This is a genomic window from Flectobacillus sp. (genome assembly GCF_049240685.1).
GTDB lineage: Bacteria > Bacteroidota > Bacteroidia > Cytophagales > Spirosomataceae > Flectobacillus.
In genome coordinates, this window is the sequence record NZ_JBMLSD010000487.1 from 26924 (window position 1) to 33731 (window position 6808).

General features: G+C 38.4%; 6 protein-coding genes. 5 read left to right on the top strand and 1 reads right to left on the bottom strand.

The window, feature by feature from the left end; all coding sequences use genetic code 11:
* The first annotated feature begins 34 nt into the window (after nt 1-34).
* From ACOVQ4_RS22575 to ACOVQ4_RS22590, 4 genes are all read left to right on the top strand, one after another.
* On the top strand, nt 35-1285 hold the full coding sequence (locus tag ACOVQ4_RS22575) for an NAD(P)/FAD-dependent oxidoreductase (RefSeq protein ID WP_421822847.1): 1251 nt from the start codon (nt 35-37) through the stop codon (nt 1283-1285).
* Nucleotides 1286-1345: 60 nt separating this feature from the next.
* On the top strand, nt 1346-3706 hold the full coding sequence (locus ACOVQ4_RS22580) for a beta-L-arabinofuranosidase domain-containing protein (protein ID WP_421822848.1): 2361 nt from the start codon (nt 1346-1348) through the stop codon (nt 3704-3706).
* A 244-nt stretch (nt 3707-3950) separates the two neighbouring features.
* Nucleotides 3951-4292 (top strand): type II toxin-antitoxin system RelE/ParE family toxin, encoded by a 342-nt coding sequence (locus ACOVQ4_RS22585; RefSeq protein WP_166576901.1) that lies wholly within the window; start codon nt 3951-3953, stop codon nt 4290-4292.
* A gap of 20 nt (nt 4293-4312) precedes the next feature.
* Complete coding sequence (locus tag ACOVQ4_RS22590) at nt 4313-4624, top strand: helix-turn-helix domain-containing protein (RefSeq protein ID WP_205749543.1); 312 nt, start codon at nt 4313-4315, stop codon at nt 4622-4624.
* 5 nt (nt 4625-4629) lie between these two features.
* Here the strand turns inward: ACOVQ4_RS22590 and ACOVQ4_RS22595 are convergent, their stop codons facing one another.
* Nucleotides 4630-5499 (bottom strand): AraC family transcriptional regulator, encoded by an 870-nt coding sequence (locus ACOVQ4_RS22595; protein WP_421822849.1) that lies wholly within the window; start codon nt 5497-5499, stop codon nt 4630-4632.
* A 285-nt stretch (nt 5500-5784) separates the two neighbouring features.
* Between ACOVQ4_RS22595 and ACOVQ4_RS22600 the strand changes: the two genes are divergently transcribed.
* Complete coding sequence (locus ACOVQ4_RS22600; protein WP_421822861.1) at nt 5785-6699, top strand: dihydrodipicolinate synthase family protein; 915 nt, start codon at nt 5785-5787, stop codon at nt 6697-6699.
* Nucleotides 6700-6808: the final 109 nt, after the last annotated feature.

A 6808-nucleotide genomic window follows, 5' to 3' on the forward strand; every position in this document is an offset into this window, starting at 1 on the left:
TTTTCAAATCTCCAAATTTTCAAATCAACATACCATGAATCACATTTCAATTATTGGCGGGGGGATTGTAGGATTGAGTTCTGCTTATTATTTGCATGAGGCGGGCTATAAAGTGACGGTATTTGATAAAGGAGATTTATCGGATAACTGTTCTTATGGCAATGCAGGCTATGTGTGTCCGAGCCATTTTGTGCCTTTGGCAGCACCAGGGATTATTTGGCAAGGAATCAAATGGATGTTTAATCCATTAAGTCCTTTTTATGTAAAACCTGCTTTGAATAAAGCGTTAATCAATTGGGGCTTCAAATTTATGCAAAGTGCCAATCCACAACATGTGGAGGATTCGGCAGTACCCTTGAGAGATATTTCTTTATTGAGTCAAAAACTATTTGAAGAATGGGAAGCGAACGCTTCTTTTGACTTTGGTTACGAGCGTAAAGGTATGCTTGAGATTTTCCAAACAGAAGCCGTTGCTGCCCACGCACATCATACCGTCGAAAAAGCACATGAGTTAGGATTAGATGTAACATACCTCAATAAAGAACAATTACAGGCTTTAGAACCACAAACGCCTCTCAATGCCATTGGAGGACTACAGTTTAATTGCGATACCCATGTATATCCAAATCTTTTGATGAAGAATCTTATCGCAGATTTACAGCAAAAAGGTATCAAAATCAAAACGAATGAAAGTATTACAGGTTTTGAGAAAAAAAATGGTAAAATCACTCATATCCGTTCCAACAAACAGCAATATGCTACCGATGCAGTAGTAGTGGCGGCGGGTTCTTGGAGTCGTGAACTAGCTGAATTGGTCGATATTACACTTCCACTGATGGCAGGTAGGGGATATTCTTTGACTTTGGAAAATAGTCCTCATAAAATTAACCATCCTATTATTTTGGCCGAAGGTCGTGTGGCATTAACGCCAATGGATGGTAACAAAATACGTATGGGAGGCACCATGGAAGTTGTTTCGACAAATACTCCTCCGAATTTCCAACGTGTAAAAGGAATTTTACAATCCGTTAAAAGCTTTTTACCAACTTTTGATATTGCATTCCCTGCTGAAAAAGACATCTGGCATGGTTTCCGACCTTGTTCGGCCGACGGTTTGCCTTATATCGGTCGTACTAGTACTTATGACAACGTCGTAATTGCTACAGGGCACTCGATGATGGGACTTAGTTTGGGACCAGGTACAGGAAAACTGGTCGAAGAAATTATCAGTGAAAAACCTACTAGTATCGATATTCAAGCATTCAATCCACAACGATTTGACTAAAAAGTAAGGGCTTTTATCTGACGATATCGTTCTTGGATAAAAGCCTTTGTTTTCTTTACTATGAAAAAACTTACCCTTCTCTCTATTTTTTGTGTATTGTTTTTAGGAAAAATAAATGCCCAAAATTATACCCCTCTCAAAGTTGATAAACGCTTTAAAGTACAACCCAAAGTTACCTTACAAGCCTATCCATTCGATTTAGACGAAGTGACTTTATTGGAAGGTTCGCCATTTAAAAATGCGATGGACAAAGATGCGGCGTATTTGTTGAGTATCGAGCCACAACGTTTGTTGCATCGTTTTTATCTCAATGCAGGTTTACCTACCAAGGGCGCAGTGTATGGTGGCTGGGAAAGCGAAGGTCTTTCGGGACATACGCTTGGGCACTATCTTTCGGCGTGTGCGATGATGTACGCTTCATCACAGCAAAAAGTTTTTAAAGACCGTGTCAACGAGATGGTAACGGCTTTGGCAGAATGCCAAAAAGCTCGCAAAACGGGCTATGTAGGCGCTATCCCAAAAGAAGATTCGATTTTCACAAAAGTATCTCGTGGCGAAATCAAGTCTGGAGGTTTTGACCTTAACGGCGGTTGGAGTCCTTGGTACACAGTTCATAAAGTTATGGCGGGTTTATTGGATGCTTATTTGTACTGTGGTAACCAACAAGCTTTAGCCGTAGTGACAGGTATGGCCGATTGGACAGGAAAAACCGTCAATCCACTTTCGCCAGAGTTATTACAAAAAATGCTTAAATGTGAATACGGCGGAATGGCAGAGGTGTTGGCGAACTTATATGCGATTACGGGTAAAAAAGAATACCTCGATTTGTCTTATAAATTTTATGACGACTTTGTTATGGTGCCTTTGTCGAAACGTATTAATCCAATGGCTGGCAAACATTCGAACACCAATGTACCCAAAGCCATAGGTAGTGCCCGACAATACGAACTAACGGGACTGGAGTCTGATAAAACGATCGCAAGCTTTTTCTGGGATATTATGGTACATCATCATACTTATGTGATTGGTGGAAATAGTAATTACGAGTACTGCGGCGAGCCTGATAAATTGAGTGAGCATTTGAGCGATAATACTTGCGAAACCTGCAATACCTACAATATGCTAAAGCTGACACGCCATTTGTTTACTTGGCAACCCAACAGCGAGTTGACAAACTATTACGAAAGAGCACTTTACAACCATATTTTGGCATCACAAAACCCCGAAAGTGGTATGATGTGCTATTTTGTACCCTTGAGAATGGGGACTAAAAAAGATTTCAGTGATCAGTTCAATACCTTTACTTGCTGTGTTGGAAGTGGCATGGAAAACCATGTAAAGTACAACGAAAGTATTTATTTTCAAGGTGCGGATGGAAGCTTGTTTGTGAACTTATTTATTCCTTCTCGTCTGAATTGGAAAGAAAAAGGCTTGGTCTTAACTCAACAAACACAATACCCAACTCAGAGCAACTCACAACTTACCTTAGAACTCCGCAAGGCTCAAAAATTTGCCCTTAAAATTCGTAAACCCTGGTGGGCAACTAACGGTGTTCAGGTGAAAGTCAACGGACAGTCTGTTGCTTCGGAGCCAGATGCCAGTGGTTATATTGTGGTAGACAGAACATGGAAAAATCAAGACCAAATATCGCTTGAAATGCCTATGCAAGTTTATAGCGAAAGTATGCCTGACAACAAAGATCGTATTGCTTTACTGTACGGGCCTTTGGTATTGGCAGGTCAATTGGGCAAAGAAAACCCAGATCCAGTGTATGGTATTCCTGTTTTGTTGACCGACAATAAAAATGTAAATCAGTGGGTAAAAAGTGTGGAAAATGCACCCTTAACTTTCAAAACCCAACAAGTAGCCGTTCCTTTTGAAGTAACCCTGATTCCTTTTTATCAAAGTTATCAACAACACTACAGCGTGTATTGGGATTATTTCACCAAAGCAGGTTGGGAAGAGAAAAAGGCCGCTTATGAAGCAGAGAAAAAACGTCAGAAAGAGATAGAAGATAAAACAGTAGATAATTTCAGAATTGGCGAAATGCAACCCGAGCGCGACCACAACCTTACCATCGATGGCGAGTCCTACGTGAGCGATGCCCTAGGACGTACAGGTCGTGAAGTCAGAAAAGGAGGTTCGTTTTCATTTGACTTAAAAATCAAAGCTAATTCAACTCAAGCATCCATTTTGATGACCTATATTGGCGACGACAAAGGTCGTTTCTTCGATATTTTAGTAGACGGTCAAGTATTGGCAACACAAGAGTTGAAAGGGGGAGCAACTGGCAAGTTTTATGATATATCTTATCCACTAAATACTTCTTTTACCGCTAATAAAGATAAAATCAGAGTAACCATCAAAGCCCATACAGGCAAAACAGCAGGAAGAGTTTTTGGAGTGAGAAGTTTGGAATGATGAGTGAGGAGTTGTCCTTTACTCAATAAAGAATCAAAATTATTCTACAAATAAAAGTCATTTTATAGCGCCGAAGGTGCGAAAGAATACCAATTATACTGGAGTCTTTCGCACCTTCGGCGCTTGATTGATTTAGATATTTGTAATCTCTAAATTTTTACCATTTTTTCTTTAAGTAAAGATATGGATTTGTTAAAAAAGTTTCTAAATTTAGAAACTTTTAAGTTTTACACCATTTCCAAAAATGAAATATTTTGAAACCATATTTATGGAAGAAGCGAATGATTTTATTGCCTCATTAGATGCTAAAATCATTAGAAAAATTATCTATAATATCGATTTAGCAGAACAAACCAATGATCCCAAGTTGTTCAAAAAGCTACAACATGATATCTGGGAGTTTCGAACTCAATATTTAGGTTTGCAAATAAGGCTTCTCGCATTTTGGGATAAAACAAATCAACAAGAAACCTTGGTTATTGCCACACATGGTTTTATCAAAAAAGTAGATAAAATTCCTGCTAACGAAATCAATAGAGCAATTAGACTAAGAGAAAAGTATTATAACCTTAAAAATATTCAGTAGTGTCTATGAAAACCCAAGAAATGAAAACATTCACTTTAGCTGAAATGAAAGATAAATATATCGGACAAATTGGCACTTCAGAGCGAGAAGAATACGAATATGAGCTTAGTATGGAGCTATTGGGAAGGATGATTAAAATAGCCCGACAAGAACGAAACCTCACACAAGAAGAACTTGGTAAGTTAATTGGAGTACAAAAAGCTCAAATATCAAAATTAGAAAATAGTGCCAATAGTGCTACCATCGACACCGTTGTAAAAGTATTTCGAGCATTAAAGGCTGAAATAAAATTCAATGTCAAACTTGAACATCAAGCCTTGAGTATCGGTTAGTTTTCTCACTTAAAAAACTCCTCCAAATATTCACTTGGTGATTTGCCTTTGATTCGTTTGAAGATACGGTTGAAGTTGGTAATACTATTAAAACCACAACTGTAGGCTACTTGCGCAATACCAATGGGAGATTCGTTGGTGAGTTTTTTACAAGCTTCATTAATACGTACTTCATTCAAGAAAGATAAAAAGGTATGACCTGTGTGCTTTTTGAAATATCTACAAAAAGCATGTGGTGTCATGTGGGCTTTATTAGCTGCGTCTTCGAGGGTAATAGGCTTTTCAAATTCTTGAATGATAAAATTATAGATATTACTCATTCTCAAACCTTCATTTTCACTGTAAAGCTTTGGTCGTGATCCTTCCGAAAGTGCCCCTAGCGATTCTATGCTAGAAATTAATCGCAACAAATCCATAAAATGAATCATTTGCTCGATACCGATATGTTCGTAAATGAGCATCATCTTGGTCGAGATTTCCTCCGCTTTTTCTGCTGGTATCTTAAAACCGTTGGGATTTTGTTGTAAAAAGCGTTTTACATTGAGCATTTCGGGCAAATTAAACAAAGCCGATAAGGGTCCATGAGGATTGAAAAATAGCACCAAGGCTTGAATTTCTAGTTCACTTTTGGGTAAAAAATAGCTTGGGTCACTCTTAAACATGTGTGGCTGGTTGGCACCCAACCAAAAAATCTCATTCGATTTGAAAGTGTGCATATTATTATCCGCAATCAAAGTTCCTTCACCTTGCTGCACCCATGTAATCTGAATCTCCTCATGCCTATGCAAATGTGGATAGAAATACGGCATAATGTCCTGCTGAACAATAATCGTATGATCGTGCGGTACGGGAATGGTAAATTGTAAGACTTTCATTGCTTGTATAAATACTTGTTAAAAGGATTCAACATGAATCTGTAGGTACGCTATCTGTAAATTAAGTTTAACCTTCACTACCAAAATCCATTTCCCAAAAGCTAAAATTTGTTTATCTCTGCGATGACCTAATACTCTTTTCTACTAATTAGCTAAATATAAACAATTTTATAGTTATTCGCCCTACAAATAGGTTAATATCTGACTACAATTGATTAAAAATCAACCTTTGACCCGCTTAGGTTTTGGGTAATTTTGATAAAAAACAACAACAGAACTATGGCAATCAATTGGCAAGGCGTATTTCCCGCTGTGACGACAAAGTTTGGTGCAGATGACCAACTTGATTTTGAATTATTTGACAAAAACTTGCAATTCCAACTCGAAGCAGGTGTCGACGGTATCATTCTTGGCGGAACCTTGGGCGAAGCAAGTGTACTAAGTCTTGAAGAAAAAGGAGCGTTGGTAAAGTTTACCGTTGAGAAGGTAGCTGGACGTGTTCCAGTAGTTTTAAATATTGCTGAAGGAGCTACCAGAGATGCAATCCAATTGGCTAAACTAGCCGAAGAATGGGGTGCTGCTGGTTTGATGATGCTTCCTCCAATGCGCTACAAAGCTGATGACTACGAAACAGTAGAATATTTCAAAGCGGTAGCTAATTCAACGAAGCTTCCAATTATGATTTACAACAACCCTGTAGATTATAAAATTGAGGTAACACTGGATATGTTTGCTTCTTTGGCAGAGTGCGAAAACATTCAGGCAGTAAAAGAATCTACACGTGATTTGACCAACGTAACCAGAATGCGTAATCGTTTTGGCGACCGTTTCAAAATCATGTGCGGTGTAGATACCATTGCTATGGAGCAATTGGTAATGGGTGCTGACGGCTGGGTGGCTGGTTTGGTATGTGCCTTCCCTGAAGAAACAGTGGCCATTTATAAATTAGTAAAAGCTGGTCGCTACGAAGAAGCTCTTAGTATTTATCGTTGGTTTATGCCATTGTTGGAACTAGATATTCATCCAAAATTAGTACAATACATCAAGTTAGCTGAATCAAGAGTTGATTTGGGTAGTGAAGCAGTACGCCCACCACGTTTGGTGCTTAGCGGTGCCGAAAGAGAACGCATTTTGGCACTTATCGATGGCGCTATTGCAATCAGACCAACGTTGCCAGATTATAAGGCGATTGTATTATAATTTGAAAATTTGGAGATTTGAAAATGTGTAAATCATTCATTTTCAAATCTTCAAATTCACTCATTTTCAAATTTAAAAAAATGTCTCAAATCATATCAACGGTAATGCA

Bases quoted from the DNA above. Each gene is read 5' to 3' on its own strand.
- ACOVQ4_RS22590 (WP_205749543.1), top strand. From the start codon at position 4,313: ATGAAAACATTCACTTTAGCTGAAATGAAAGATAAATATATCGGACAA.
- ACOVQ4_RS22580 (WP_421822848.1), top strand. From the start codon at position 1,346: ATGAAAAAACTTACCCTTCTCTCTATTTTTTGTGTATTGTTTTTAGGA.
- ACOVQ4_RS22575 (WP_421822847.1), top strand. From the start codon at position 35: ATGAATCACATTTCAATTATTGGCGGGGGGATTGTAGGATTGAGTTCT.
- ACOVQ4_RS22595 (WP_421822849.1), bottom strand. From the start codon at position 5,499: ATGAAAGTCTTACAATTTACCATTCCCGTACCGCACGATCATACGATT.
- ACOVQ4_RS22585 (WP_166576901.1), top strand. From the start codon at position 3,951: ATGAAATATTTTGAAACCATATTTATGGAAGAAGCGAATGATTTTATT.